The 26987-nt window shown below is 41.4% G+C and carries 26 protein-coding genes, 2 pseudogenes and 1 riboswitch; all 28 genes and pseudogenes read right to left on the reverse strand.

Features of this window, described 5'->3' with window-relative positions:
- Window positions 1-32 precede the first annotated feature (32 nt).
- The 28 genes and pseudogenes from BMW41_RS10020 to BMW41_RS10155 all read right to left on the reverse strand — a co-directional run bounded on the left by BMW41_RS10020 (window position 33) and on the right by BMW41_RS10155 (window position 26722).
- The gene (locus BMW41_RS10020; protein ID WP_074649958.1) at window positions 33-650 is read right to left on the reverse strand and encodes a recombinase family protein; all 618 of its coding nucleotides are present in this window, start codon (window positions 648-650) and stop codon (window positions 33-35) included.
- Window positions 651-667: 17 nt separating this feature from the next.
- A complete protein-coding gene (locus tag BMW41_RS10025) occupies window positions 668-949 on the reverse strand; it encodes a hypothetical protein (RefSeq protein ID WP_074649959.1) in 282 nt (93 codons plus the stop codon).
- Window positions 946-1347 (reverse strand): hypothetical protein, encoded by a 402-nt coding sequence (locus BMW41_RS10030; RefSeq protein WP_074649960.1) that lies wholly within the window; start codon window positions 1345-1347, stop codon window positions 946-948. Before BMW41_RS10030 ends, BMW41_RS10025 begins: the two co-directional genes overlap by 4 nt.
- Window positions 1348-1914: 567 nt before the next feature.
- Window positions 1915-2064 (reverse strand): annotated as a pseudogene (locus tag BMW41_RS10035) (Maff2 family mobile element protein); the annotation flags it as partial.
- 147 nt (window positions 2065-2211) lie between these two features.
- Window positions 2212-2748 carry a hypothetical protein gene (locus BMW41_RS10040; protein ID WP_074649962.1) on the reverse strand — a complete coding sequence of 179 codons (537 nt, stop codon included), beginning with the start codon at window positions 2746-2748 and terminating at the stop codon, window positions 2212-2214.
- 52 nt (window positions 2749-2800) lie between these two features.
- Window positions 2801-4555 (reverse strand): VirD4-like conjugal transfer protein, CD1115 family, encoded by a 1755-nt coding sequence (locus tag BMW41_RS10045; protein ID WP_074649963.1) that lies wholly within the window; start codon window positions 4553-4555, stop codon window positions 2801-2803.
- Window positions 4552-5088, reverse strand: coding sequence for a PcfB family protein (locus BMW41_RS10050; RefSeq protein WP_074649964.1), 537 nt, complete (start codon window positions 5086-5088; stop codon window positions 4552-4554). Before BMW41_RS10050 ends, BMW41_RS10045 begins: the two co-directional genes overlap by 4 nt.
- Before the next feature lie 59 nt (window positions 5089-5147).
- Window positions 5148-5480 (reverse strand): DUF7768 domain-containing protein, encoded by a 333-nt coding sequence (locus tag BMW41_RS10055; protein ID WP_074649965.1) that lies wholly within the window; start codon window positions 5478-5480, stop codon window positions 5148-5150.
- Window positions 5481-5491: 11 nt separating this feature from the next.
- Entirely contained in the window at window positions 5492-5905 is a 414-nt protein-coding gene (locus BMW41_RS10060) for a hypothetical protein (protein WP_074649966.1), read from the reverse strand.
- 11 nt (window positions 5906-5916) lie between these two features.
- Window positions 5917-6786, reverse strand: a complete 870-nt coding sequence (locus BMW41_RS10065) for a DUF6017 domain-containing protein (protein WP_074649967.1) — start codon at window positions 6784-6786, stop codon at window positions 5917-5919.
- Between the two features lie 204 nt (window positions 6787-6990).
- Complete coding sequence (locus BMW41_RS10070) at window positions 6991-8055, reverse strand: DUF5688 family protein (protein WP_074649968.1); 1065 nt, start codon at window positions 8053-8055, stop codon at window positions 6991-6993.
- A gap of 351 nt (window positions 8056-8406) precedes the next feature.
- Window positions 8407-8757 carry a hypothetical protein gene (locus tag BMW41_RS10075; RefSeq protein WP_074649969.1) on the reverse strand — a complete coding sequence of 117 codons (351 nt, stop codon included), beginning with the start codon at window positions 8755-8757 and terminating at the stop codon, window positions 8407-8409.
- Between the two features lie 3 nt (window positions 8758-8760).
- Window positions 8761-9657 (reverse strand): DNA/RNA non-specific endonuclease, encoded by an 897-nt coding sequence (locus BMW41_RS10080; protein ID WP_074649970.1) that lies wholly within the window; start codon window positions 9655-9657, stop codon window positions 8761-8763.
- A 1-nt stretch (window position 9658) separates the two neighbouring features.
- Window positions 9659-12880 (reverse strand): ATP-binding protein, encoded by a 3222-nt coding sequence (locus BMW41_RS10085; RefSeq protein ID WP_074649971.1) that lies wholly within the window; start codon window positions 12878-12880, stop codon window positions 9659-9661.
- Window positions 12881-12955: 75 nt separating this feature from the next.
- Window positions 12956-13480, reverse strand: coding sequence for a hypothetical protein (locus BMW41_RS10090; protein ID WP_074649972.1), 525 nt, complete (start codon window positions 13478-13480; stop codon window positions 12956-12958).
- A gap of 1 nt (window position 13481) precedes the next feature.
- Entirely contained in the window at window positions 13482-14060 is a 579-nt protein-coding gene (locus BMW41_RS10095) for a hypothetical protein (RefSeq protein WP_074649973.1), read from the reverse strand.
- 9 nt (window positions 14061-14069) lie between these two features.
- Window positions 14070-16334 carry a dynamin family protein gene (locus tag BMW41_RS10100; RefSeq protein WP_074649974.1) on the reverse strand — a complete coding sequence of 755 codons (2265 nt, stop codon included), beginning with the start codon at window positions 16332-16334 and terminating at the stop codon, window positions 14070-14072.
- A gap of 2 nt (window positions 16335-16336) precedes the next feature.
- Window positions 16337-17644: a dynamin family protein gene (locus BMW41_RS10105; RefSeq protein ID WP_074649975.1), complete on the reverse strand. Its 1308-nt coding sequence runs from the start codon at window positions 17642-17644 to the stop codon at window positions 16337-16339.
- Window positions 17645-17654: 10 nt separating this feature from the next.
- Window positions 17655-18614, reverse strand: coding sequence for a helix-turn-helix transcriptional regulator (locus BMW41_RS10110; protein ID WP_074649976.1), 960 nt, complete (start codon window positions 18612-18614; stop codon window positions 17655-17657).
- A 45-nt stretch (window positions 18615-18659) separates the two neighbouring features.
- A complete protein-coding gene (locus tag BMW41_RS10115) occupies window positions 18660-18854 on the reverse strand; it encodes a DNA-binding protein (protein WP_083378886.1) in 195 nt (64 codons plus the stop codon).
- 77 nt (window positions 18855-18931) lie between these two features.
- Window positions 18932-19024: riboswitch (cyclic di-GMP riboswitch) on the reverse strand.
- Between the two features lie 86 nt (window positions 19025-19110).
- The gene (locus tag BMW41_RS10120; protein WP_083378887.1) at window positions 19111-20199 is read right to left on the reverse strand and encodes a GTPase family protein; all 1089 of its coding nucleotides are present in this window, start codon (window positions 20197-20199) and stop codon (window positions 19111-19113) included.
- Between the two features lie 184 nt (window positions 20200-20383).
- A complete protein-coding gene (locus tag BMW41_RS10125) occupies window positions 20384-20698 on the reverse strand; it encodes a hypothetical protein (RefSeq protein WP_074649977.1) in 315 nt (104 codons plus the stop codon).
- Between the two features lie 13 nt (window positions 20699-20711).
- A complete protein-coding gene (locus BMW41_RS10130; RefSeq protein ID WP_074649984.1) occupies window positions 20712-21032 on the reverse strand; it encodes a helix-turn-helix domain-containing protein in 321 nt (106 codons plus the stop codon).
- 129 nt (window positions 21033-21161) lie between these two features.
- A complete protein-coding gene (locus BMW41_RS10135; RefSeq protein WP_074649978.1) occupies window positions 21162-22070 on the reverse strand; it encodes a ParB/RepB/Spo0J family partition protein in 909 nt (302 codons plus the stop codon).
- On the reverse strand, window positions 22051-22854 hold the full coding sequence (locus BMW41_RS10140) for a ParA family protein (protein ID WP_074649979.1): 804 nt from the start codon (window positions 22852-22854) through the stop codon (window positions 22051-22053). Before BMW41_RS10140 ends, BMW41_RS10135 begins: the two co-directional genes overlap by 20 nt.
- Complete coding sequence (locus BMW41_RS10145; RefSeq protein ID WP_074649980.1) at window positions 22851-23807, reverse strand: DUF6017 domain-containing protein; 957 nt, start codon at window positions 23805-23807, stop codon at window positions 22851-22853. The genes BMW41_RS10140 and BMW41_RS10145 overlap by 4 nt, the downstream gene beginning before the upstream one ends.
- A gap of 283 nt (window positions 23808-24090) precedes the next feature.
- Window positions 24091-25233 (reverse strand): annotated as a pseudogene (gene rlmD / locus BMW41_RS10150) (23S rRNA (uracil(1939)-C(5))-methyltransferase RlmD); the annotation flags it as partial.
- A 226-nt stretch (window positions 25234-25459) separates the two neighbouring features.
- Window positions 25460-26722: a D-alanyl-D-alanine carboxypeptidase family protein gene (locus tag BMW41_RS10155; protein WP_177171221.1), complete on the reverse strand. Its 1263-nt coding sequence runs from the start codon at window positions 26720-26722 to the stop codon at window positions 25460-25462.
- Between the last annotated feature and the right edge of the window lie 265 nt (window positions 26723-26987).

A 26987-nucleotide genomic window follows, 5' to 3' on the forward strand; every position in this document is an offset into this window, starting at 1 on the left:
AAAGTACACCTTCTTGCGTGAAAATGCACTTTCTATAATGTGGCTTTCTTGTATGAATTTGCTCTATATCTAAAGGTTGAAGGTGGCATATTTACAAGCCTTGCAGCCTCTTCTGTTGAGATTTTCTCAGCTTTCCACTTTTGATAAACCTCATGAAAATTATCTGGTAATGGCTTAGGTGGTCTGCCGAGCTTAACCCCTCTAGCTCTTGCAGCTGCTATACCTTCTGCCTGTCTTTGATGAATAGTGCTGTACTCGCTTTCAGCCACATAGGATAATAATGCAAGCACCAAATCACTTATCAGCGTTCCTAAGAGATTCTTTTCTCTTCTTGTATCGAGCACCGGCATATCTATAACCACAACATCAGCTCCTTTATCTTTTGTTATTAACTGCCATTGATCACTTAAATCCCGATAACTACGCCCAAGCCTATCAATGGACTTGATATACAGAACTGAGTTATCGTCAAGCTTTTTAAGGAGCTTTTTGTATTGCGGTCTGTCAAAATTCTTTCCTGAGAGTTTATCAAGATAAATGTTTTTCTCTGGAACTCCCATCTCCTTCAAGGCTATTATTTGCCTGTCCTCGTTCTGCTCACGGGTTGAAACTCTAGCGTAACCATAGATTTTTACTTGCTTTTCACTCATAATGCACCTCCGATATTTTATGAATTACGCTTACAGTTTATCTGGGACATTTGTTTCTTTATCTGTTCCCTTCGTTCCACTGATATCCTTCTCGGCTTACGATAACTAACGTACTGCTTCGGCATAGAATAGGTCTTGTCGATATCTGTTTCACCTATGCATTTATAAACCTCTGGGAACTCGGTAACTAACGCATCAAGTTTTCTAATAACGGCTTTATCTCTGGTGAATACTACTGCATCAGATTCAGCAACGTTAAAATTGATTATTGTTTCTTGCTCATACTTGGATAACTTCATAGGCTTATCTCACCTCGCTTTCTATGTTTGTTTGGCTCGTTAATTATCGTATGTTTTGCTTCTGCAATCTTTTTATTGATTTGATGTTTAAATGAGAGCCTTCCATCTTTTTCAACACGTTCCTTATCGCTTAAAATAAGCTCATTTCCCTTCACGCTGTAAAAATGCCAATCTGTTATTTTCCCTTTCTCGTCTGTAAATGTAGCCATGAACTGTCCCTCGCCTTTGTTGGTGATAGTTAGCCAATGCCAATCATCACCTTCTCTGGTGTAAACACGCTTATAGTTAAACTCATTACCTGTAAAGCGTTCATTGAGCTTATAAGGCTTCGACTTCTCATTTTTGAATTGTCCGTTATAATGCTCTAAAATCAGCTCGAATGCTTGGTCTATATCCATAAATGCTCCTTTCTGTCCGACTGCTCAGATTTGAGCCGCCAAAACCCTTGATTTTCCTTTGAAGTTTGTTTTTCAAACTTCTAGAAGTATGATTTACATACTGCCTATCACCACTCCACGAACATATCTCAATAACCTTGAAACCCGCTTATCTTCTGATCTTTTTACGGTCTACCCTCTTGGTCTCCGATAGTGATTCTGGCACGGAACAGAACGGAAGGGAAAGGAAGGGATAAGATAAGATGAGATAAGATAGAATAGTTAATAGGGTATATCTTTATTCTCTTTTTCTTTGCTTCTTTCTTTTTCTCTTCTTTCTAGGGGAAGAAGGAAGGGAAGGAAAGAGAAGGAAGGAGAAGGGGAGGAAGGGGAAACAATCCTCGTTAATTAACGCAACAATGAAAAATAAAAAAGCCTCAATGATAATTTCCTCATTAAGACTTTTTGAAATCTCGTTCTCACGATAATTACTGTATGAACTTTTCTTAGAATAGCTATATTCTACGTCACTTCTCTACTATCTGGATTATGCTTTTCCTTTCTCGATTATTGTTCCAACAAATCGGGTATAACATGCTTCATTCCCTGGGACTTTGCTCCAGGGTTATCATTGCCATAACCTTCCATGAGGTTTACAACTCCCCAAATACCAAGACCTGCACCAAGTGCGATTACGAGTGTCTGAAGTACGCCTACTGCGCTGTTGAAAAATGCCATATGATTATTCCTCCATAATTATCTGTATGAAAAAAGGCCGGTCAAATGTTTCTTTGATCGGCCTTCACTATTGGTTTCAATTGATTGTTATCTTACTGCTCCACTTACTTAGTGGGTGCCCTTGCCCGGTATCTCATGCTCGCCTCCTTATTTCTCCATGCCCTTATTCTTCGCCTTTTCAGGCTTAGGCTTGACCGGCTGCTTTGCTGCTTCCTGCTTTTTCTCATCAAGATTGCCAAGCAGGGAATCTCTCTCCCTGGTCTTGTAGGACTCCATCATTTCTTTAAGCTCCGTATTCGGAACCTCACGAACATCGTTGCCCCACTCCTTCTTGCCATCTTCCTTCTCGCCGAGGATTACAGGCTTACTAACCTTAGTCGTTCCATCCTCCGGAAGCTTCATCCAGACTCCTTTGCCAAACTTATTGTCATGGATCATCTTCGGAGAGATCACAAAGGAAGCCCAAGGTGTATGGTCATCCTTGTCTGCATTGGGAATCTTAACCTCTACCAGCTCATGGCCATTCTTAGAAGTGAAAGGTTCTCCAACAAGTCCTTTGCCAAACTTGATTGAGACTTCCTTCTGCTCCGGCACATCAATGGTTTCCCCATTGGCCAGAGCTTTCTCTGCTTCCTGAATCCAGTCGGGAAGATCTCCCGGCATGATTTTGCTTGCTTCTGCCATCTGCTTATCTCCTTTCTGGAAAAAGAAAAAGACATCCCTCCATTGGAATGCCTTAATCCGTCTTAATTACCTGATATTTATCATCTGCATGTAACACCAATTTATGGCTCAGGAACTTCTCAATATCGAACCAATACTTCTTGTCAAAGTCAGCTGTCAGCTTGTAGTTCGGATGCTGTGTCAGGTCATATTTATCTGAGAAGAAAGGTCTCACGCCTCTTACCTGCACGATACATTTTGAACCGTCCATAACTGCTAATTGATCCATGCTCATAAGATCGTGTCCGAGCTTCTGATAGTTCATGTTATAGCTTTGGGACTGTCCCCTAGTCTCGCCTGTGTTATACATGTCGATGGTTTCTTTACCAAGAATCTCATTGAGATCCTTTAGTGTTGATTTCTCAGAGCCTCCAAGGAAGATCTGGGAATCCATGTTGCCGATAATGGTATCCGCATTGTCCTTATAGATTGCTTTGAGCTGCGACTTCGCCTGAAGAACCAGACAGGCTGAGATCTCACGACTTCGAATGGTTGCTACCAGCTTTTCCAGATTAGGGATCTGGCCAATGTTGGCTGCCTCATCGATCAGACATCGTACATGAACCGGAAGCCTTCCACCATACACATCATCTGCCTTCTCACAGAGCAGATTGAACATCTGGGTGTAGACCATACTGATCAGGAAATTGAAGGTCGCATCTGTATCTGACATGATCAAAAACAGTGCTGTCTTCTTATCTCCTAAGGTATCTAATTCCAGCTCGTCATAAGCTGTGATCTCTCTAAGCTCCTTGATATCAAACGGAGCAAGTCTTGCACCACAGGATACCAGGATTGATTTCGCTGTCTTTCCAGCAGCAAGTTTGTATTTCTTATACTGTCTTACTGCAAAGTGATCCGGATTTTTTTCCTCCAGCTCATCAAACATCAGATCCACCGGATTCTTAAATTCCTCGTCATCTTCACGGACCTCCATTGCATTCAGCATTTCCAGCAAGGTTGAGAAGTTCTGCTCTTCCTCCGGAGCTTCATAATGGATATATCCAATAAGTGCCGAGTACAGCAGCTTCTCTGATTTTTCCCAGAACTCGTCTCCGCCTTTTCCTTCGCCCTTGGTATTGGCAATCAATGTCGTTACCAGCTTCAAGATGTCTTTCTCATCATGAATATAGGCAAAAGGGTTATAGTGCATCGACTTATGAAAGTTGATGGTATTGAAGATCTTGATCCGATAGCCGTTCTTCAGCATGGCATAACCACACTCATTTACGACACTACCTTTTGGATCTGTCACTACATAGCTGCTATGCATCTGAAGCAGGTTCGGCTTCAATACAAATCTCGTCTTACCTGAACCAGAGCCACCAACGATTAACACGTTCTTATTTCTCGCATACTTCGGATTCTTAGGTCTTGAACTCATTGTGAGCCGTTCCGATTGCGAGAGGATGACGTTGTTCTGGAATACCGGATCGATGTAGGGCTCGATGTCTGCATGTGTTCCCCACCTGGCCGAGCCGTATTCTTCGTTATGACGGTACTTTTTGGCATTCTTGCCCTTAAGATATACCGCCAGGCGAAGTGCCCCGGCTACGGCAGCTCCAACACAAAGATCCAAAGGGTGGACGCTCGGTAATATGTTGGAAAATGCCTCCTTGAAACATCCATCCAAGATCAAACTCTGTAACTTCTCTGAAGCATTGGTTCCTGTCGCCAGTCTCCAGGCTTCTCCAAGGTTTGTTGCAACAAGCCCCAGGACCGCATATGGAACATTCAGGATCAACTTTTTCTTAAGCTTACTGTTCATCGTTCTTGCTCCTTTCTCTTTTCTGCGACCTTCTTAGGCAGAGCTGCAACGATATCCTTGAACTTGCTAAGCTTAGCAAGGATACTTGGTCGTCCTTCTTTCTGGATTTTCATCTGCTTTGCTGTATATTCATTTACCACAGCATTGATAGCATCTGCGTCCCTCGCTTTGAAGAACACGGAATACTTTGGTGGATCAAGCTCAGTGCTCTTTACGATAGCGAAATCAACGCCATACTTATTAGCAATCTTCTTGAAATCACCAAGGCCAGCTCCATCAATATCGATGGCCTGAGCACCTTGATCCTTTCGAATCAGATCCTTGACCTTCATTTCACCGTGCTCCGGATGAAGCTTGTTCTTAATAGCTTTGCCAGGGGCTGTTGCCACCTTCTTCAGATCATCAACCAACATTTCGGCTGTTGGCTTAACAAAATGTTCCGTTACAAAATGAGTAATTGGTTTCACCACTTCGTTTTCAACAGTTCTCGCTGCCTGGCCTAAGACTTCTTTTGAAACCTCTTCATTTAGCATTCATGGTCGCCTCCTTTCCTGTATTTCTGTAAAAGAAAAGGACCGCCATCTGGCAGCCCTTACTCATAACCAATTACACCTTCTAAGGATGTAACGATTACCTTTGCTTTCTTAGCGATAGCAATGTCATCCTTTACCTCGTCATTCTGCTTATTCCCACAGATCACAAGGAATCTTGCCCTGCGGAGAAGATCTTCCGACATCTCTTTCCTCCGCTTGTGTGAATCAGTATCTTCTGTAGAAAAGATTCCATCGAAGGCAAGCACCGGGCAGAGAGGCAGATATCCTTCATTGATCAGCTCACTACAGTATTTCTTTGCCTCTTCCTTCGCAACCACCGGATTCTTGTTCCAGGCAGCTGTCACATAGGCTCTTGGTATAGTTCTGCTCATATCACGCCTCCTTAAGAAAGCACAAGGGCAGAAAACTGCTGATCCTCTGATACAAGGGTAGCCATTCTCCCATCCAGCATGTCCTGCACAGCTACTATCTCCTCGTCTGAAAGCGGAAGTAATCTATCTCCACTAATTTTCATGACGAGCATGCTGCCTACAAAGAATCTGCCCTCCTCCAGGTCAAATGCCTTGTTATCATTGAACAGAACAATAAAGTCAGAGTCTCCCAAAATGATCGATCCACCACAGTTCTTGAAACCTTCAATAATTTCCTTAACCTCATTCAGATCAGTAAGTCGAAGATCTCCATTTGTTGCAATGATAAGTGCATGACGATCCGCTCTGATTGCGTTCTCATTTACTGCGTTCTCTACGAATCCATCTGTCAGAGGATTCAGTTTAATCTCTATATTCTTATTCATCTAATGTCTCCTTAAATAATCCCTGAAGCCATATCATGCTTCACCAAGGACTTGTAGTAGTTGTTCATTGTTAGAGGTGCGTTGTACAGAGCAGCCAACAGATACTGTTTCATATTCCTGATCAGAGTCGTATTATCAGACATACTCTGAAGCACAAACTCCAAGTGTCCCGAATCCAGCTTCATAAACCTACTCTTCACGATATCAATTGGACGCTGCTCTCCTGCAATACCAATGGTCTTTCTTGTCGAACACACGGTATCCAGAATAAGCTCTAGGATTTCATCAATAACCTCTTTGTCATAGGGATATCGTTCCTTCATGATATCGATTGCCAATTCCTCCATAAAATACTGACGGTACTGAGATCTCTCATCTCTTCCCTTCTTATCTGCAGAAGAGATTAGATTAGTATCTATAAATTCAGTATTATTATTCTCAGTATTATTACATCGTAATTTCTCCGACCCTAGACCCGGAACATCTCCGAGTCCAGAATCGGAATTTTTACGAGTCAAGAATCGTAAGCTCTCCGTATCAAGGAAGTTCTTCACATAGATCCTGGTAGGTTTCCCCTGGCCTTGCCGTACACGCTGAATCAGATCAATTTCTTCAAGCTCTACCAAAAGCTTTGTGGCCGTTTTATCTGAAATGTTCAGTGCCTTGCAGATACTCTTATTTGTCATATAGACAAAGATCCTGCCGTTATCATCGAACCACCCGCTTTTGTCGGAAAGAGATTCTCTATCCAGCAATATTCCATATAGAGCCTTAGCCGGTATTGTCAGTTTCTCGTATTCAGGCTCTGAAAAGAGCGCTTTCGGTGTGCGATAGAATACAAACTGCTCTGACTGACCTCTATAAAAATAACCTCGTCCCACAACATCACCTCTTCTTGTTGGCGTTGTGATCCTCCATAATCTTCTTCATGCAAGGCCAGCAATAGCTTCTTGCCCTTCCATAACAACAAGGAGTCTTGCAATTACAAGGGGAGGGAATTGCTCCCTCCCTTGTGTATGGTGCATGACCGCCTCTCTTTGTTCCTGAAGGAATCTGATGGACTATGAGGATAGATCCCTGTCTACTCATAGTGCCTCGCCTCCTCTGGACTTCTTCACTGCATCCTTGGCATGCTTCTCAGGTGCTTCCTTAGCAACCTCTTCCTTCTTGGCCTTAAGGTCATCAAGAAGAGAACCCTTGTCCGAATCACGCTCATCAGCATCTCTTTCAGCCTGACGTTCCTCGAACTTATCAGCCATCTCAAAGACATGCTCCTTGGAATCATAGTGATATACATGGTCGGTAAGCTGCTCTTCCGGTGCAACCTGAGTCGCATTGACTTCTCTTACCATTGCTTCAAGATCCTTTGCGGTCATCTCTCCATTATCTCTAACGAGGAGAACCTCATGGATACTGCTTGGAAGAACATAGAAGTCTCCACCAAGCTTTTCAGCTGCATCCTCAAAGAAGTTCGGATAAGCAATTACACCAGCTCCGTGGATATTGTCAGATACACCGGCAACAAACATCTGCTCATCAGCCGGATCAATCTCCGGAATCATTCCAGGTCCCATCATTTCAGTCATTACAACCGACATTCCTCTGATCTCAGAAGGTCTGATCTCTGGTGCATTTACCAATGCATCCTCACGGAGCTGATCATGGGTAACACCAAACTGTTCCATAAGATCATTTGTAACAAGTACGGAGCTTCTTCCCTCGCTGTCCTGCCCCAGGATTAAGCGATAAACAACTGCGATGTCCTCCATCTGTTCATGCGGAACATTCTGAAGCATATCTGCATTGCGATCAGCCGATACAACTTCCATTGCAAGCTTGGTCTTCATCTCATCATAGTTGGTAAGATCCTCCACGTTGATTTCCGGAGTATTCTCTATACCAGCAATAATGGAATCAGCTGCTCTTGCGACTACTTCGCTGTAGCTCTGGCCATCCTCGATTGCATCACAGATAGCACTGAGATTCGCATTCACACCGATACGACTTCCTTCAGGTGTAATGCTAAGTGCCTCGTAAGAAGCATTTAACTTCTCAACATGATGTTCACTGATGTCCGCTTTAATGCCATGCGCTTCAAGCATCTGACCAAGATCATCTTTAACTCTATCCTTAAGTTCTTCACTGTTCATAAGTTTGATTTCCTTTCTTTTGCATAGTGTTGTGTTCCAGGTCGTCACCTGATTTCGGGCAAAAGAAAAGCGCCAGACTCGCGACCTTACGATCACGAGCTGACGCTCTCAATTACCTTATTAAATTTCTGCAGAAAAAACTGACCTCTGAGGAAGTTGTTTGCTTCACTTCAGTAGATCCATTGTAATAATATCACAGGGATTTTCTTAAGAAAATGGATGGCAAGTGGACAATTAGTACCCAAAAGGTGGACAATTAGTACCCAATAGCCAAATATCATTAAATTCGCTATCTAAACAGGAGCCATGTATAACTCACAGCTCCTGTTAGCTATCTCATATACTATTACATTATAATCCGAGACTTTCTTTCCACTTTTTCTTCAGACCATATACACGGCAGTTCTTCTCATCATACTCAACCGATACATCTTCACCAGATGCCTTAATGATATTCATTTTTTCAGAGTCAAATTTCTTGTCTGCTCTTACTGCATTAGCTACTGAGGAATAAATTCCATCAACAAAGTCCAGCTCCAATACTCCATCTTCTGCCAAATCATTGCTCTGTCTAGTCTTACCGTTGTAATTTGCATAGAATACTACTTCATAGCTAGAATCTGTTACCAATGCAAGCAGTTCTACATCTGTAAGTCCTTTTTCCTCTATTTTAAGTACTTCATCATGAATCTGTTTATTCATAAATTACCCTTCTTTCTTCGCTTCAAATGTTCTGTATGACTTCTCACCTGTAGTCTCATTTCTGATTCCTACTCTTACAGATACTAAATTTCCTTCTGCATCATACTTCTTCAAAACAGATGTAACTGAAACATCACATCCATCTTCTTCCATATCAGCGATTTCATCATTTAGGCTCTCCATATCTTCATCGGAAATGTCGCCTTCTACATCTTCAAGTAAATCCTTTGATCCTTCTACATTATCTACTTTAAGATTACTTGTTTCTCCATCAATTGTATAAGTTCTTTCAATCTTAGATGGACGTGTAGAATCGCCTTCGTAGACAACATTACCACTATCTTGAACCTCTTTGCCTTGTTTCTTAGCCTCAGCAATTTCATTTTCCGACTTCTTATAATCACCGCGATTAACGGTATCTCTCATCGCAACGATATTCTCATTTCCAGCCGAACCACCAAGGATACGCGCTACCAAATGGCCACCATCATCTCCGGCTTCACGATCTTCACCGCCAGATTCCGTCTGAGCGTTAGTATCACGTTCATTTTCTGGCTCATATTTTGGTTCACCACTCCAGGTAGAAATTCTTCCATTTTCGTCTGTAGTATAGGTGATTCCATTTTTTTCATAAGTAGTGTTTGGCATTAAATCGCCATTCATCTTATAAATATCACCATTATCGTCCGTTTCGTATTCGTCGCCATCAATTTCATATGTTGAGTTTGGTTCAAGCTTTTTTTCTTCTGTTTCTGTTCCATCATAATCGCCACTATTATCCAGCATTTTAGCAATTGGACGGTCAAGATCCTTAAAGTCTGTAGTCTTTTCCATCGACTTTGCTTTTTCCAAAAGCTCATTATTTAAGTCTTTGAAAATTTCACTAAATCCCATATCCATATTAGAACACCCCCTTATTACGAAGGCTTGTTATCCATGCAGAGTATATTTCTTTGTAATCATCAGACTTAGCTGCCTCTGCCCTCATCAAGCACTGTGTTGATGCAATCGCATATTCAGCAGACAGGCCACTAACCTGAGCTTCAACTTCATGCATTATTCTATCTGTAAGCACATCGAACTCTGCTGAAGTATCAACCATAGGCTTGAGCCATACATTTCCATTTAATACTCCGCTCACAAGTTTCGAGAGACTTTCAAAATTATCATCTTTCCAGAATGAAAGTTCTTTACGCAACTCGTATTCATTTACAAGCTTCTTAACCAAAAGCTTGCTCTTAGTTGAAATCTCGGCTGTAGCCAAGTCAGACTTAATTGTATCAATATCAACGTCAACCGGATTTTTTACCCTTGTTCTTAACAACAACTCTAATAGATTTTTCTTTAATCTGTCCGTGGATCTATTCAGATGGATGACAGGCTTATACTGATACTCAGTTTCTTCGCCCTTATACTTCTGAATCTTACATAACACAGGGTCAACCCAATCATTCTGATAAACAACAGCTACGCCCTTTGGAAGCTTAGCAATTTCATCAAGCTGATCATCTCTTAAGCCAGCTGCTTTTCCTGCTAAGCGTCTATCGCTTTCATCCGGAAGTCGCATAATGATCTTTGTATTTGTATTTCTAATTGCAGAAATATCTACTGCACTTGGTGACTGATCAACAATCACAAATCCCTCACCATAGGTTCTCATTTCTGCGATTGCATTAGAAATCATTTCTACAGACTTTCCAGCTAAACTTGGGCTCTCCGGATTCTGCTCTGATGACGTTCTCTTAAGAATATTATGAGCTTCTTCCAAGATAGTCATATGCTTAAACGGTACGTTCATTGAATCAGCAGTAGACATTCTGTATTCACTTAATCGCATAATGAGAAGACCCATTATCAGTGATTTAGTCTCTAGTGATCCAATTCGACTCAAATCAACAACTACGTTCTTATCAAACAATACTTCACTCGGAATCTCGTTCGAAGCAAATATCTGTCCATTAAGTCCGTTAGTTAATGATTTCACTCTTGTAACAAGTGAACCCATGTAATTGCTCTTCACTTCTTCTGAATATGCAGAGCTATTGATTACTTCAACCAAACACTCCTGAAGATCCATAAATGTAGGATATAAATCATCCCCGTATGCATTTTTTGAAGATGAAAAATCCCAACCGCAATTTTCATATGATTTCAGAAGAGCATCTTTTAATACAGCCGGCATTGCAGCATACATCGGCCAGCATACATTAAAGATTTCAACTAATCGATCTACATGCTCAAGCACATGAATCTTTGAAGGGAACCTAAATGGATTAATTCTAAGAAGGTCAGAATACTCCGGATTTGTTCCAAAGACTTTTACATCAGGACGGTTTCCAAAAACATGTTTATACTCGCCCTTAGCAGGCTCAATCACCATGAAATTGGCACCCAGATTGTTGGTCGTCTGTCTAATAAATTCATAAATAGTATTACTTTTTCCGGAACCAGTTGATCCAGTTACGAATGTATGCATTGAAAGGCTTGCCTTATCAATTCTTACATCATTCGGACAAGCACTGCCCATATTGAATACTTTACCTAAATTGATACCGGTCTTAGATGTCTCATGTTCATATTTGACCACTTCTTTTCCGAAATCAGCATGTTCGATTACAGGAAGTCCACATACAGACTTTCTTGGAAGTCCCATGTGTATAGCCAATTCGTTTCCACTTACCATGGCACTAGGTGTAACTTCAATACTTCCTAACGATCCAGAATATTTAAATACTGGATGCATAAAATTCTTAACATATTGCTCAATGAGTTCAGTCTTATCCTTTTCAAAATTACCCCATGAGTTAATAGCTGCAATTTCTACCCCAGAGTTTTCACCACGCATGATAGCTTTATATGTTGCAGCTGCAATATCTGCAGCATACTGATCTTCAGACATAAAATATGCTGCGCATTCATACATTCCAAGGCTTTCAAATTCATCCATGCGCTTCAACTGCTTATCAATTCTAGTGAGCATATCTTCGACAGACTTATCATGTGCTGTCAATGTAATTGCATTGGACAAACCTTCAGTAACACTTGTTCCTGATGTATATGTATGAGTAGATCCATCTGATACGGCTGTACTTTCACCGTAAGTCTTAGCATTACTTGTAGCGGTAGAATCTGTCACAGTGCTTGCAAGTGCCGAGCCAAGTAGTCCAAGACCACCAGATACAACTCCGCCAACAGCAAGACTAACACCACCAGTTACAGGAGCTAATGCGGCACCAAGAATTCCAGCTGCAGCAGAAACACCCTTTATAACTTTCGATGTAGTATTTTCTTTAGATGTTCCATGTGATTCCGTTGTCGAATCAGTCTCTGATTCCGTTATTGTGTTCGTTGTCGATTTTGTCGTAGAATCACTTGTACTTTCATTCTTTCCTGTAGATGAATTTTGGGCATAGTTTACTTGCATTGTTGCAAATGGCGAAAGCTGGGTATATACACTCTCATATCCTCTTCTGAGCTCTCTAAGCTGATTCTGATCAGTAGAATTAGCAATAATGATACCTGTGTATTTTTGTCCCCTCATTGACAGTACAAGTTTCTCTAATCCCTGTACAAACTCCTGATTATTCTTAAGATTCTCTTCTCTACTATTTGCAACACATGATACGGCAGAAATACTATTTCCTTTAATTCCTGCCATGATTTCCTTTATTTCATCAACGTCATAATCCTGTGTCTTAATTCCAGGGAACTGACCAATCATTGCGTTCTCAAGTGTATTTCGAAGGGAACTTGTTGTCTTATCGGAATCCAGTGAGCGTACTCCCATATAGAAATCCGTAGTCTCCCCATCACTGTCAATAATTATGAAAATTGCAGTATCTGAAGAAGACAAAGTGTTAAACACACTTGCGAACTTATATGATGCAAATTCCTCCTTCTCGTATACCATCTCGGTAATTTTGAAGAATAAAACATTATCATCAATATTCGTATCCAAAATATCCTGACTTAATGGAACAATCTCTAAATTGGATAGATTGGTGATATAGTTCTTCAGAATAACATCATCTACAACTTGTAATGCAGCCTGATATCCTGCCGCAACATTGGCATATTTAGGAACGGGTACGGCTTCAGTTTTCGTTGATACATCATTTGCCATATGAGCAACCTCCTTAGATCTATTTTATGTGCCCATAATACCATCCCACATAGACACATTCTGTCGTTATGACAATTAATTCTCTCTTCCTGCGAAATACATCGCTCCGCCTGCAACTACAGCAACTCCACCGAGGATCGGTACTGCAATCGGTGCTCTAAACGCTAACCCTGCAACAACAGTGACTGCTCCTACTGTAGCAACAGCTATTCCAGCTTTCTGCACTGTCGATAATCCGCTGGATGTATTATTACTACTTGAATAAGTAGATTTTGATGTTCCTGTCTGAGTTCTTGTAACCTGTGGCTTGTATAATTTCTTAGCCATACGAACCAATAAATCTACTCTCTCCTTTGAGAAATTATTTACCACAGCAACCATCTGCTCATTTAGATATTCTTCATTCCAGTCATCTGGATTTCTAAAACTCTCCCCGTCATGTTCATCCATTAGTGCAGGCATCTGATCTTTTGCATAGTCAAGCATCTGCATAAAATCTTCTCCACCTGAACTTAAAAGAAGACTATCTTTTAACATAATTCTGACGCGAGTAACTTTTCCACTTTGAACAGCGTCCTTGAAATCCGATGTAAGTGCCATATCATTTCCTCCTCTGTATAATTTCACAAGCGGTCTCAATATCTCTGGCTGATTTTCTAATCTTTTCAATATCCTCCGTTAGCCAGCGTCTGTTACCATCCACATCCTTATTCATTTTAAGGATTCTATTTATCTTGGTTATTTCCCGTAAAATTGTGTCATAACTACTATCATTAGTTTTTGGTGCACTTCCCATTCCGCTAGTTGACATAGGTCTTGATATAGTTTGTGTAGGTCTAGGAACTGGTTTTGGAGAAGGCGCTGGAGTTCTTACCGGCACCTCTCCTTTGTAAATTTCTCTTATGATTTGTTTTACATAATTCACATGCTCCTTGGTAAAATCGTTTACCAGGGCAGTAAGCTCATAATTCATCAAGTCTAGTGTCCAAGGCTTCTCGGCTTGTTCAAGCGGATCTTCCGGAGTCATCCAAACCTCTACACCATGTGCCAACGCATAGGTTAATAATTCAGAGAACATAGAAAAGCTTTTGTCCACCAGCAAACTGTCCTTAAGCATTATTCTTATTCTCAATACATTATTCTCTTGTACTGTCTTTGCAAATTCGCTCGAAACTGCCATGTGTTCCTCCTAAATATCCAAGATAGCATTTACTTTTCTGTGAATTTCTTCGAGCCAATCCAGACGTCTCTGAGCTTCTTCAAGCTTCTGCTGTGCCTTCTTTTCATCAGTTGCACATTCCTTTAACTCGTTAAGCTTAGCTTTAAGTAACTTATCTAATTCATCGAACTTACTAGCAAATGCTTCTTTAATTCTCTTGGTTTCCGCTTTCGCATAAGCCTGTGCTGCAGAACTGTTTTCGAAAAGGTTCTCCTCAATTGGTGCAAAGAACTTGTGTGCAAGTTCCTCTCCATCGATGTACTCAACATTTTCATAAATATCTTTATAATGACCAGATTCCTGGAACCATGTCCAAGGCTTATACCACTTTTTATCTGTATTTGCCACCCACTCTTCACCAGTCTTCACTCTTTCAGTTTTTACAGATCCAGAGATAATGCTTGATGTATTTGATGGAATTTCACCTTTCATGATTTCAAAAGGATCAAGAACGACATCTCCAACATTTATCTCCTCTACAAGATCAGCAAGCTTTTTCTTGTACTGAGCGAGTAATCCTTCAGCACTCTTCTGCACATTGTTTGCAATTAGATTCTCTAGTTCTACCTGAACTTCCGCCTGGAGAGTTTCAGCAAACTTTGCAAACTGAGCGCAGATACTATCCGCTTCGTCTCTTGAAAGCTTCTTTTGAGTACTTGTCAGATGTTTTGTAATCTTCTCCTGCGCTTTCTTGATTACATTATTTGCAAGCTTCGCAATCTCCTTATCATAGTTGATTGCATTGATTTCAGTCTTGAACTTCTTTGCCTCCTCGCCACTCTGGAGTTTTGCCTCAATGCTGTCAATTCTTGCGACAATGGCATCTTTCTCTTCCTGTTTTGAAGAAATCTCTTTTTTCGTAGTTTCAAAAGACTGTGCACTTTCAAGCTTTTTAATGAATGTATCTACGATATTCTTGATCTTCGCTGTCTTTGCATATTTCAGGACATACATTCTGATTGCTTCTTCAACCGGAACAATACCTGAATGAATTAGTGCCTGTTCATTAGCATTTTCTTCTTCAATAGCTTTTGCTAATCTATTGGCAATAATTCCCTTTGCAGATGCCGGCAACGGCGCATAGTTCTCAAAGTACATCTCTTCATTTCTATTAAACTTACGTACTTTGCCCTTTGCTTCATATACATCGTCGTCATCGTCATCATCGCTCTCCGCAAGAATAGTTCTAATGTTCAATGCTGTAAGTGCAGATGCAGGATAAATATTAGGATTTTCAATTCCATTATCTGCTAAATAGTCTTTTACCTTTTTAATAGCAGCGTCGATACTATCTTCGCCCTTCTTAAAATCATCCAACTTATTCACTACAAAAATGAAACGATCTCTGGACTGTTTTCCCCCAACCTTCATACTTTCAGCTACGTGACCAAGTAAATTACTGTCATCATCAACTGCCAACTGCGTCGCATTCATAATGTAGAGGACAACGGTCTTTGAAGACTCTGATAACATCCTATATGTAGCTGCTTTATGCTCCGGATCACGTGAGTTATTCGGACCAGGAGTGTCAACAAGAACAAGTGATACATCCTCAGATGTTACAAAAGGAATATTACCTTCTACATGAATTCTTGATACTGCAGGGTTTGCGTTTAATCTCTCCATGATTGAGTAAGTAAGATCAGGCTGTGTCTCAATCAAATTACCTTCCTTATCAAATACTCTTGCTTCAAAATGATCCAAGTCATTATCTTTAATTTCTGTGATTGTAGCCGTACATGCTTCCTGCTTTGCAGGCATAAGTCTCTGTCCCAGTAATGAGTTAATCAGAGTTGACTTGCCTGCACTCATGGTTGCGACTACACTAACTTCAAAATCACTGCTCTTCGCCATTTCAAAAGCTCTAACAACATCCGGCTGCTTAAGCTCTTCAAATGGTCCTTTTTGAATTTCCTCAAAAATCTCAGCGATAGCCTGCTCTTTGTCTCTTACTTCTTTTGCAGGAATATGTTCAACCTTGATTTCAATTCCTTTTTTAGCAGCTTCCTGTGCAACAGCCAATACATCTTCATAATCCAATGTTGTACCCTGGAATGTAATCTCAAACTGCTTTGTACTACATTCCTCATAGAGAATCTCAGGAAGGTTATCTACCCACTCCTGAAGGCGCTGATCAGGAACATTTAACCTACTGTTACGCTTGACTTCTTTTCCGTCAATTAAGATCTCTGTTGTTACCTGATAAGGGTTGTACTTAATGAACACTTTCTTCATGATCAATGATCTCTTTCCTGATCAAAAATAATATTTTCAAGTGATAAAATTCCCGAATGAACTAGCACATCTGAAAGCTCATTACATTTATCTTTTGGCACTTCAATTTCGCATGGATAATACGTTTCATAAGCAAATTCTGATCTGCTCAGCTTTCGCTTTAAAAAATCTAAATCATCCTGCTCGTCCTCACTTAATTCTTCTCCATACATACTCATCTTCGCCAAATAAGCTGCATACGCTGAAATCGGATATACCTTTGGATTCTTAAAACCTATCTTTTGTAAATCCTTTTCTACAGATTCCATTGTCTGAGAAACTGAATCAACATTCTTCTTAAAACGATCCATACGATTAACAAGAAAAATGATATCGCCTGAATAATTTTCTTTTACATACTTCAGATGACGAATGTCATCATCAGAGCCAATGTTTTCAGCATTAAACAGATATAAAAGTAAATCACATTTTGTATTCTTTATTGTCTCGTTCGACATCTCTCGATGTTCTTTTTCCATTGATGAATTAACACCTGGAGTGTCAATGAAACATACCTTTGTATCTGTTTCCGCTATTGATCTAAACCTTGAGCCAACATGAATCTCTGTTGTTTCGTTAGCCTCGTTATCATCCATAAGAATTTCATGGGTCGCATCCAATTCAAGATCATGATCCCATTCATATATCAAACCGTCCTCACCGGCTTTGTTATGAAGATAATGGATTTTGGCAGTACAAGTTGCATTCTGCATCTTGTTCACTTTTTTACCTAACAAGGCATTTAATAACGTAGACTTTCCAGCGCTCATGTTCGCGGTTATCATTATTCTTTTTTCTGCTCTGCTATAAAAATCGCGATTCTTCCAAATCACTTTGTATACTGGTTCCAACCCTGGTATGGTTGCTATAGTCTCTCTATCTCCTGTTCCATAAAATGCATTAAATACTGCCTGCATTTTCTTTCTATAACGCTCTCCATAAAATTCAATTATCTTATTCAGCGCCTTATCACCCTTTTTCGAATTATCAAACGAACTTATAAATAAGCAATCCGTAAGAAGAAAATATCTGTAATGAAAAAACTTAAATTTTTCCAGAAAGCTCAGGTCTTTAATTTTGTCTTCGCTATCAGCAACACCTAATTTTGAGGAATACAGCTTTAACATCTGCTTGTCCCATACATCTCTGCTTCCGCTTTCAGAAACAAAATGCTTTAATAACGCCATATACTTCGTTTTTAATTCTGTGTTCATTTTGACAACGGGATGCAAAACCAAATATTGTTGAATTTCCAACATTGCTGCCTTCATTGGTAACACCTCACTTAATTTCAATATTATTAACCATATCGCCTTGGCTCCTAAGCCACATCTCGATACCCTTACCAAACACCTCTGCGGTGATTGTATACACTCCTTCCTTTTCGTTCTCTATTTTCGCTGTTGGTAACCTATCAAGAACTGCCTCGACGGAATTACCTGAATAATTAAACCTAACCCTTTGTAGTTTTCCTCCATACATAAACTGAATTCTTTTTTTAAATTCACCCTCTTCAAATCTGTTTGCGTATGGGATATTAAATTTTTCAGGTAGAATCTTGTATTTTTTGATTCGATCAATTCTATAAATCGTTGGGTACGAATCATCTAAAACATCGAAATCTGCCTTAATCTCTTCATTGTCTATAAAAGCTGTGATATAAAAGTAATATTCTGAGAACATAATAGATACTGGCTTTATTCTTCTCTTAACTAATGCCTTATCCTTAGTCCTTTGATATTCAATATCTACAAAATTATGTTCCCTTATTGCCTTGCCAATATCCCACATCTTGTCAACAAACTCTGATCGATGCTGTAACTCAATATAGTGATATTCCTCATTCTTAATTAGGTCATTTACCTCTTTTCGATTTACCTTTGGAACGCAACACTCAACAAGCCGTGAGATGAGTTTTGTCATTTCTTTCTTAGTAAAGGCCCGGCTATCCAATAGGATTTTACAAATAGCAAGTATTTCGCTATTACTAAGCTTCATTTCATAGATTTGCTCTAATCGATATCCCTTGGCGTTCCTATCATATATAACCGTGTTAATGATTCCATCTTCTGTTGAAGCAGTATCCATATAGCCACGGATATCTTCTATATCCCTTTGTATACTTCTCTCATTAACGCCATAAATTTGAGCTTCTTCAGCTTTATTGACGATATATCCATTCATCAGTTTTGAGTACATTCCCAAAACACGTTCTATCTTATCTTTACTTTCTGTTTGCATATGACCCCCGTATATTATAATTTTCCAGGATGACAGAACCTGTCATTATGCATCTTTTTTTACATATTTTCCGGATTTTATGCGCTCGTCTTTTGGTTTCTCGGCATCATCAGGAATAGCCCATGCATTACCAAATTTCTCTGCTCCATTAATTCTTCCTTCAAGGCAGAGAGTATTGATTCTTCGTTCACTTATTCCCCAGTTCCTAGAAACCTCTGAAATTTTCTTGTATCCTTTCAAAATGCACTCTCCTTTTCGAAAACAAAAAAAGTGGCATTGTGCTATTGCACAATGCCACTTCATATACTTACATAGTTTTCGGTAACTGGCTGACATTGATCAATAACGAGTAATCTTTAGTCCCTATAGTTTTGCGTCACCCATTTTCATGGGCTTTGCCATCGTTATTAATTGTAGACGATTACTCGAACAAAATCAATCAATACAAGGTATTTTATTGTGCATTATGTTATAAACTTTTTTATAAACGCAGTCCTTATCTATCAAATATTGCCACAAACACGCCTTTGGCAGCTCCTACAGCAGCTCCTACCGCGGTACCAACAATCTTGCCAGGGATTCCCAGGATCTTACCTCCAATTTCAGCTCCATCTTCGGCCCCATCGGTAATACAATCCCACACGGTCTCACCGAAATTTCTTTTGATCCCCTCCTTATAATTGTCTTCTTTGTCATCATGAAGCCAATTATCTTCTTCATCATTGATGTTGTCGGCAAGTGCAAGTCTTTTATCCTTAGGCACAGCCTTAATGATGTAGTATAAAAGTTTTGTGAGATTATATGGCTTATGCTGCTCGCCACCATCCTCCTTGTATCCTGCACAATAGTAAATAGGACGAATGCTTAGTCCAGTTGCCTCTTTTACTCTGTTCTGTACCGAATCAGCCTTCTTCTTAAGAAACTCCTTCAAAACTTCATCCGGCGCATTTTTTTCAACATCCCAATGTGTCCCTTTCATAGCAACATCTGCCTGATTAAGTGCAAGAAGGATTCGATCCTTTGCGTCGTCACCAAGTGCAGGAATCAATACCTTGTTAATGAGATCATACGATGTGCCAAGGTCTTTCGATGAAGAATCAAGAATTACTACAACCAAATCAATCAACGGATTTCCATTTTCATCAAGCTCATTAAGTTTTTCAAGAATAGAACGGCTAATTCTTTCGTCACTGGCAATTCCATCACCAAGTCCTGGCGTATCCCAGATAGTAAGATTATCAAGTTCAAACTTTTCAATAAAAGAGGTCTCCGGATCAACTCCAACACCGACCTTTGCAACATCCATATCAAACAAGGCATTGACCGTCGAACTCTTACCTGCACCAGTGGAACCCGTAAGCATAATATTTACCTTCTGATTACGAACCTTAATAAGTCTAGATAATCTCTTTGCCCTCTCACTGTCCGGCATATCAAGAGACATAATCTCTTCTTCTAGCATCACATAGATACTCTTCTTACCTACTTCCTTCTCGGAATTATCCACTCCAACCTCCTTCTCGATGTCTGCGATTTCTTCATCCGTCAGTAGTTCTTCGTTATCAATTACATTTTCAGTACTCATTGTGATTTCCTCCTATACTCAAAATCATTTGTTTCAGATTTGTCTCTTCAAATCTTGTAGTGTAACAATAGCAAAGCACATGGACAGATACTGTCGTTGTGAATTAATTTTTATAAAAAAAGAAAAAAGAACCAGAGCACCGTCTACCAATGCTCTGGTCCTTTACAATATGATGATACTTATTTTAAATCCTAGCCAAAAAACTTTTCATTCCAACCAAAACAGACTCTCCAAAATATCGAACCATTCTTGGGAAGGACCCAATAATCGTTCCTGCAATCATTGCTTCGAAAAACAGCTTCCAGTCTACCGGTGACATAAACAAGCAGCTAAGTCCGGCCAAAATAATAAAGCCCCCTATTAGTCCAAAGATAAAACCAAATACGCCACCTGCAAAATCAATCATGCAAATAAGAATCGTAAGTACAATCTGTACCGGTAACAGTACTACCTTCAATAGGAAATGAAGAACACTTCCAAATACTCTCAATGCGATCATAGTTGGCACCTCCTTATTTACTTAGGATCTGCTCCATAAACTGAATTACTTCCTTCTGTTCCTGACCACTCAGCTTCATAAACAGCTGATAATATGCTCCAAGTCTCTGCATACGATTTTCCTCCTCTTGATCTGCACCAAAGAGCAGCCAATTTGTTGTCACATGATATAAGCCTGCAAAATCTTTTATTTCTTCTGCTGTAACTGCTCTTTTCCCTGCCTCAATCGCACTAAGCGTTGGGCGTGACATTTCCATACTACGTGCAGCATCCTCTTGATACATGCCTACATTGTTTCTTGCTTCTTTTAATCTAATACCAATGGTTTTATCCATGCTGCGCCTCCATGTCAGCTTTTCTGACATCTTCAATATAACACATTTGCTAATCAATGTCAGTATTTCTGACATTGAATTCACAGATAATTCCAGACTCATGAAAATCATGAGCCTGGATTCATGATGTTATGCCTTCATTCCAGACCACTGTTCAAGCAACTGGAGAATCTGCATTTCCATTTCTCTTGCTGAGGTTTTCTGCGGAAAATACTTCTGAAGAATATTGCTATCAAACACCACTCGATTAAGGGGATTCTTCTTCTCTTCATCCATAATGCTTTCTATTAGTTCAGCAGTACATGTTCCTTCTTGACTAAATTTCTTAAGTCTTTGAGCCTGTGACAGGGATGGTGTTGTCTGCGCAAGTTCCATGGCCTCATAGAAGTCCTTCTGTTCCTCAGGCTTCATATAAGAGAGTTCTACCGCAGGATTAAAGGCAATCTTCTTTTCATCCACTAGATCAAGAAGCTCCGGTATAAGATTATTCAATCGTACAAATCGCTGAACTGTTCTTGCACTCTCACCGGTCTGCTTTGCTAACTCTTCATCTGCACGTAACCTCGTGCCAACTTGGCACGAAGTAAGGTCTGTTCTCTTGCCCTGGTGCTTAAGAGCTTCCATTTTCATCTTGTAAGCTTTCGCTCTTTCACTCGGAAGAATATGTTCTCTTTGCAAATTGGAATCTACCATCAAGATTGTAGCCGTGTCGTCGTCCATCTCTCTGACTATTGCCGGTATTTCTTCCTTTCCTGCTAAGATAGATGCATACCTTCTTCTATGGCCGGATATCATTTCATACTCTCCGTTTCCATCAGGACGAATAATAACCGGAACCAATACTCCATACTCTCGAATACTATCTACAGTCTTTCTCATATCCTCATCATCTAGAACCTTAAAAGGATGATTTTTGAATTCATGGATCTGATTAACTGGAATACTCACTACATGTTCACCGGTCTCTTGTCTATTCTCTTCGGTTGTAAAAATATCATCATAGCTCTTTAAGCTAATGTTAGTTCCTCTTCTGGTCATATTTCAGCACCTCCTGTGTTAATGATTCATACGCTTCTGCTACTTTTCCTGAAGGGTCATAGGCAAAAATACTCTTTCCCTCCGCACTCGTTTCTGCAGCTCTGACAGATCTCGGTATCTCTGTCTTGAATACAGTGATTTTGTTGCAGTACGTATTTCTAATTAAGTTGCTGATATCCTTGGCATAATTCGTTCTGGCATCTACCATAGTGATTAGAATTCCTTCAATGCACAGTTTAGGATTAATCTGACGTTTAACCTGATTGATTGTAGAGAGCAATTGCTCTAATCCCTTAGCTGATAAGTAATTGGCTTGAACAGGAACCAATGTTGCATCAGAAGCAGCCAAGGCATTTACGGTAAGCATTCCTAAACTAGGCATACAATCTAAAAGGATATAATCGTATCGCTCTCTAAGTGGTTCCAAGAACTGCTTAAGAATACGTTCTCGATTCATGGTATTCACAAGCAACACCTCAAGTCCTGCAAGTGAAATATTTGAAGGAATCAAATCTATACCTTCCTGCTGATGGATCAATACCTCATCCAATGCCACTGGATTCTCACTTATTGTTCCATTCAGAAGATCTGAGAGTGTCAGCTCCAGGTCATCAGGTCTCGGATACCCCAGGCTGATCGTCAGTGATGCTTGGGGATCTGTATCTATAAGCAAAACCTTTTTATTCTGTCTTGAAAGTCCAATTCCTAAATTCTCTACCGTTGTTGTTTTAGCTGTGCCGCCTTTCTGATTTACCACAGCAATGATTGTTGACTGCTTTTTCATACTGTCTCCTTCCAGTGTGCCATGTCATAGCTGACCTTGGCCGTGTAATAATGATCGATTGTTAATGGTGCGTTATAGATTGTTGCGAGTAGATACTGCTTCACATTTCTGATATCTGTGATTTGGTTTTTAAAGCAATCCAATATGTACTCCATATGCCCTGAATCAATTTTCATAAACTGAGCCTTTACAACATCTACCGGCTTGTCATCTCCGGATATCCGAATTGTCTTTGCCGTGCTGCATAAGACATCAACCATAAGATCAAAGATTTCATTGATCCGTCCGACTTCATAAGGATTGCTTTGGATAAGTATTTCTATGCTTAGCTTCTCCCTAAGATAATCCTCATACTGTTTTCTGATTCGCATCGGATCATCCATCCTAACCACCTTTACTCCTGGATTTGCTGATTCCGCCGATAGATTGATTAGATCAGTCTGACTAAAATCAGTTTGGTTAGTATTAGTATTATTAGTGAATGATTTCCATGAGTCCGGACTTGTGATTTTCACATCTCTGGACTCACGATTTTCATGAGTCTGTGAATCATGATTTTCATGAGTCACAATTTTGCTCTTTCTGTCTCCATCCCCATGCAGTCCCGTTGCAAAATCTTTCACATAGATTCTTGTTGGCTTCCCCTGCCCTTGCTTTTGGCGTTCAATAAGTCCTGCCTTTATCTCTAACTCCTTGAGCAGCTTTGTAGCCTTCTGATTTGCGCAATGCATATCAGCCATGATCTGCTCCAAGGTGTAGTAGATATAGACCTTGCCTTCTTCATCAAGCCATCCATTCTTAGCTGACAAGGATGATCTATCCAGCAAGAGTGAGTACAGAAACTTAGAATCCATTGTGATTCCTGCGAATCTATCATCTGTAATCAACATCTTCGGCACTTGATAGAATGCAAACTGTTCTGTTCCTCTTCCGTAGAAATAATCAAAACCCATTGGCGTACCTCCTTTCTTTTGTTTTGCAGAAATAAAAAAGACGCTTAACTCACAGGAAATGCTGTAAGCTAAGCGTCTTCCGACGATTCTTATTTTGTTTATATCAGACATATTCAAGTAGTGCACTACTGTCACGACGTAGGCTCTATTTTTGCACCTACTGTGTCGAGTTCAACAGCTACAATTACCCGAATATACTTTTTCAGATGCTTTCCACGCTCTGACCAATCGGTCTTTTCAAACGTGAAATGCTCATAAAAGTGCGTAAATTCAAGGACTTCTACTAATTCACCTTTTGCAGTAACACAACAGTCTCGACATGCTGCGTCATCGGGAACATGTCATAGGGTCTTGCTTTTTCCGCCTTATATCCAAGCCTCTGAAACAGCTTCAGATCTCTTGCGAGCGTATCCGGTCCGCAGGAGACATAGATCACGCGGGATGGACCGATCTCCGCCACCGAACGGATAAACTCTTCCGTGGAGCCCGAACGCGGCGGATCCATCAGAACGACATCCACCTTCTCTTTCTGCTCCGCCATCTCCCGCAGGAAAACGCCGGCGTCATTGCAGTAGAAATCCGCATTGCGGATCTTGTTTTCCTTTGCGTTCCGGATGGCATCCTTCACGGCATCCTTATTCAGCTCCACACCGATCACCTTTTTCGCATGAGAAGCCGCGATCAGTGTCATGGTTCCGATACCGCAGTAGGCATCCACGACGGTTTCATTTCCCGTAAGGGCCGCCATCTCAATGGCCGCTCCGTAGAGTTTCTCCGTCTGCAGAGAATTAACCTGATAAAAGGACCGCGAGGAAATGCGGAAACGAAGACCGCAGAGTTCATCCTCAATATAACCTTTCCCGTAAAGGACATTCTCTTTTGTCCCTAAAACCATGCTGGTCTGACGTTCGTTGATATTCTGCACGACGGTGGTGATCTCCGGATGTTTTTCGCGAAGCGCCTTCACAAAATTATTTTTGGACGGAAAAACCGGCGATGCGGTCACCAGAACCACCATGATCTGACCGCTCGTGAAACCGCGGCGCACCAGCACGTGGCGAAGAAGTCCGTAATGGCTGTCCTCGTCATAGGTCTTAATCTTAAAGGATTTCAGCATTCCACGGATGGTGCGGATGATCTCATCCGCCTTCTTGTCCTCGATCAGACACTCCTCCACCGGGACGATATAATGTGTTCCCTCCTGATACGTGCCGGAAATCACGTTTTTCTTCCGGTCAATGCCGAAGACCGCGTGAACTTTATTGCGGTAGTGATATGGATAATGCATGCCGACGATGCTCTCCACCGGACAGACTCCGTTCAAGAGTCCCTCCACATATTTCTGCTTTTTGGCAAGCTGTTCCTCATAGGAAATGTCCAGATACTGACAACCGCCGCACTTATCACAGACCGGGCAGAGTTTGCTCTTCGTGGTTTTCTTCCATGTTCGCTGTTTTTTCTGTTTCTCTTTCATCAATTATCCTCATCATCCGCTCTCTCTCTTCGCATCTGCAATGCTTAAAGAGCGGTTTCCCTCTGTTTTTCCGCAGTACTCTCCATGCGCGCTGGCATGCGGTGTAAATCTTATGAAATCCCGCACAATTGCAATTCATCTGTGTGCGGGGCAGCCGGCAGGCCTTCCGCGCGCTGGCTCAGGCTGTAAAATCTTTATAAATCGCCACGTGATCGTAAATGCATCTCCACGCGCTGTGCGCGGTTCCGGTCACGCAGATATAGTGTTTTCCGGAGGCCGACTCCATATAACTTGCCGCACAGTTTCCGCTCTGCACCACATATCCGGTCTTTGCGCACTGTACCGTGCCGCCGGAATCCTTATCCTCGATCCGGCGCAGAAACCAGTTGGAAATCTTGATTCCCTCCGGATGCTGCTCCGTCTTCGCCGTGGTGTAGGTATGCGCACTCAGCACCTCACGGGCCAGATCATTTTCCACTGCCGCCTTCAGAATCATCGCCATATCCGTAACCGTGCAGTGGTTCTGCTCGTCGTAGATTCCGATGACATTGGCAAAATGCGCCGTATCGGAAAGACCGAGTTCCTGCACTTTCTGATTCATCAGCGCGACAAATGCCTCCTGAGAGCCCGCAACATAATTTGCAAGGCCAAGAGCCGCATCCGCGCCGGACGGCAGAATCGTGCCGTACAGAAGATCACGGACCGGAACCGTCTCACCGACGGCAAATCCGACCGCACTGCAGTCGTTCTGATAGATATAATCGGTGATCTCCTGCGTGATCGTGACCTGATCATCGAGATTTTTCACATGCTCCGCCGCCACAAGGACCGTCAGAATTTTTGTCATGGATGCCGGGCTGATCACCTCATCCGCGGCTCTCTGGGCGATGACATTTCCGCTCTCAAGATCCACCAGAATGCCGTAGTGGCTGTCCACCTCCGGATTCGTAATGGCCTTGGTATCGCCGTCTTTTACCGGTTTATAGCCGCTGAAAAATGCCGCATTCAGGGGGTGTGTCGTACCGCCGTCACCGCTTTCGCTCTCCGCCCGGTTTTCATTTGTCTCATCTGACGGATCCCCCGCATCCGGGTTCACCTCTTCATCCTCCGTGCCGGCTTCCTCCGTGGCCCCGCTAAAATCAGACTCTTCCTCCGTGCTGACTGCAGCCTCTGCCGATGCGGAAAGGTCCTCTTTCGCGCCGCCGGCGATCATGCCGCTGATCCAGTTGACGGAGAAGACAACAAACAGAATCAACAGCACGGTCAGGAGAATTGCTCTGCGGATCTCCCGCATACGGCGCTCCCTGCGTCTGCGCTTCCGAAGCGCTGTCTGACGGTGTCGTCCGCTGCGGCGCTGCAGGTTTTTCTCATTTCTTCGAAGCTGATGCTCCCGAAACTCCGTGCCGGATCTTCTCTCATCGCGCTCTGCCTGTTCCTGCATCCCGCGGATGTTTCTTTTTTTGCGATATCTTCGTGAATCTCTTCCTTTATCCATTATCTCTCACCGAAAATGATTATTTCCACCCGTATTGGTGCCCGGAATCACGGGCACAGCCAAACAGAATTATATGATATTCTCCTGCGTGCCGCAATATGGGAAAAGCAAAGTCCGCGGAGCGTATTTGTTTCATAGCTTCCTGTAACATTTAAAGTGTGAATTTGTAGAAACAGAAAGATACCTCAGTTAAACTGTAATTGCTGACCCT

It is taken from the genome of [Clostridium] aminophilum, assembly GCF_900101295.1.
GTDB lineage: Bacteria > Bacillota > Clostridia > Lachnospirales > Lachnospiraceae > Clostridium_R > Clostridium_R aminophilum_A.

Coding starts and splice junctions, on each gene's coding strand:
- BMW41_RS10100 (WP_074649974.1), bottom strand. CDS start 16,334: ATGAAGAAAGTGTTCATTAAGTACAACCCTTATCAGGTAACAACAGAG.
- BMW41_RS10105 (WP_074649975.1), bottom strand. CDS start 17,644: ATGAAGGCAGCAATGTTGGAAATTCAACAATATTTGGTTTTGCATCCC.
- BMW41_RS10080 (WP_074649970.1), bottom strand. CDS start 9,657: ATGGATATGGGATTTAGTGAAATTTTCAAAGACTTAAATAATGAGCTT.
- BMW41_RS10020 (WP_074649958.1), bottom strand. CDS start 650: ATGAGTGAAAAGCAAGTAAAAATCTATGGTTACGCTAGAGTTTCAACC.
- BMW41_RS10075 (WP_074649969.1), bottom strand. CDS start 8,757: ATGAATAAACAGATTCATGATGAAGTACTTAAAATAGAGGAAAAAGGA.
- BMW41_RS10085 (WP_074649971.1), bottom strand. CDS start 12,880: ATGGCAAATGATGTATCAACGAAAACTGAAGCCGTACCCGTTCCTAAA.
- BMW41_RS10090 (WP_074649972.1), bottom strand. CDS start 13,480: ATGGCACTTACATCGGATTTCAAGGACGCTGTTCAAAGTGGAAAAGTT.
- BMW41_RS10155 (WP_177171221.1), bottom strand. CDS start 26,722: ATGCAGGAACAGGCAGAGCGCGATGAGAGAAGATCCGGCACGGAGTTT.
- BMW41_RS10060 (WP_074649966.1), bottom strand. CDS start 5,905: ATGAATAAGAATATAGAGATTAAACTGAATCCTCTGACAGATGGATTC.
- BMW41_RS10140 (WP_074649979.1), bottom strand. CDS start 22,854: ATGAAAAAGCAGTCAACAATCATTGCTGTGGTAAATCAGAAAGGCGGC.
- BMW41_RS10135 (WP_074649978.1), bottom strand. CDS start 22,070: ATGACCAGAAGAGGAACTAACATTAGCTTAAAGAGCTATGATGATATT.
- BMW41_RS10120 (WP_083378887.1), bottom strand. CDS start 20,199: ATGAGTACTGAAAATGTAATTGATAACGAAGAACTACTGACGGATGAA.
- BMW41_RS10050 (WP_074649964.1), bottom strand. CDS start 5,088: ATGCTAAATGAAGAGGTTTCAAAAGAAGTCTTAGGCCAGGCAGCGAGA.
- BMW41_RS10125 (WP_074649977.1), bottom strand. CDS start 20,698: ATGATCGCATTGAGAGTATTTGGAAGTGTTCTTCATTTCCTATTGAAG.
- BMW41_RS10045 (WP_074649963.1), bottom strand. CDS start 4,555: ATGAACAGTAAGCTTAAGAAAAAGTTGATCCTGAATGTTCCATATGCG.
- BMW41_RS10040 (WP_074649962.1), bottom strand. CDS start 2,748: ATGGCAGAAGCAAGCAAAATCATGCCGGGAGATCTTCCCGACTGGATT.
- BMW41_RS10070 (WP_074649968.1), bottom strand. CDS start 8,055: ATGAACAGTGAAGAACTTAAGGATAGAGTTAAAGATGATCTTGGTCAG.
- BMW41_RS10110 (WP_074649976.1), bottom strand. CDS start 18,614: ATGCAAACAGAAAGTAAAGATAAGATAGAACGTGTTTTGGGAATGTAC.
- BMW41_RS10030 (WP_074649960.1), bottom strand. CDS start 1,347: ATGGATATAGACCAAGCATTCGAGCTGATTTTAGAGCATTATAACGGA.
- BMW41_RS10055 (WP_074649965.1), bottom strand. CDS start 5,480: ATGAGCAGAACTATACCAAGAGCCTATGTGACAGCTGCCTGGAACAAG.
- BMW41_RS10025 (WP_074649959.1), bottom strand. CDS start 949: ATGAAGTTATCCAAGTATGAGCAAGAAACAATAATCAATTTTAACGTT.
- BMW41_RS10145 (WP_074649980.1), bottom strand. CDS start 23,807: ATGGGTTTTGATTATTTCTACGGAAGAGGAACAGAACAGTTTGCATTC.
- BMW41_RS10130 (WP_074649984.1), bottom strand. CDS start 21,032: ATGGATAAAACCATTGGTATTAGATTAAAAGAAGCAAGAAACAATGTA.
- BMW41_RS10095 (WP_074649973.1), bottom strand. CDS start 14,060: ATGGCAGTTTCGAGCGAATTTGCAAAGACAGTACAAGAGAATAATGTA.